Source organism: Pseudomonas khavaziana (assembly GCF_019145205.1).
GTDB classification, from domain to species: Bacteria; Pseudomonadota; Gammaproteobacteria; order Pseudomonadales; family Pseudomonadaceae; genus Aquipseudomonas; species Aquipseudomonas khavaziana.
Genome location: NZ_JAHSTT010000054.1, coordinates 1 through 495 on the forward strand (window position 1 = coordinate 1; position 495 = coordinate 495).

The following is a 495-nucleotide window of genomic DNA, read 5'->3' on the forward strand; positions in this document are numbered from 1 at the left end:
GGATGCTCCGATCAACTTGCTGCGCAGCGGCGGCGAGTCGCAATTTGCCCGGCACCCAGCGCTATTTGCTGAAAATGGCCTGATGCAGCGCGCGTTGAGGGCGTTTCCGCCCGGTTTTCCGTGTTAAACGCGCAACTCACCCATACCCATCAGCTGTTTTCGAGCCATCCACAGATTCGACAGGGCGAACAGCGTGGTCAGCTGAGCTGTGTTTTTCATCAGCCCACGAAAGCGCACTTTCACATAGCCAAACTGACGCTTGATTACCCGAAACGGATGCTCGACCTTGGCTCGTGTCTGAGCTTTGCAGTACTCGATCTTGCGCTTGGCCTTGTAGAGCACGCTGCGTTTATTGAGCCTGGAATACGTGCTGCGCCGCGCAGCGATTTGCCAGATGACCTCACGATTTTCATGCTCTTCACGCTTCTCGACACCGGTGTATCCAGCGTCTGCATACACCGCGTTTTCTTCGCCGTGGAGCAGTTCGGCGACCTG

1 protein-coding gene is annotated in these 495 nt (G+C 56.4%); it reads right to left on the bottom strand.

Annotated features, from left to right (window positions below; all coding sequences use genetic code 11):
* Nucleotides 1-123: 123 nt before the first annotated feature.
* Nucleotides 124-495: transposase (locus KVH01_RS29485; protein ID WP_217883805.1), on the bottom strand; the 372-nt coding region annotated here is incomplete at its 5' end.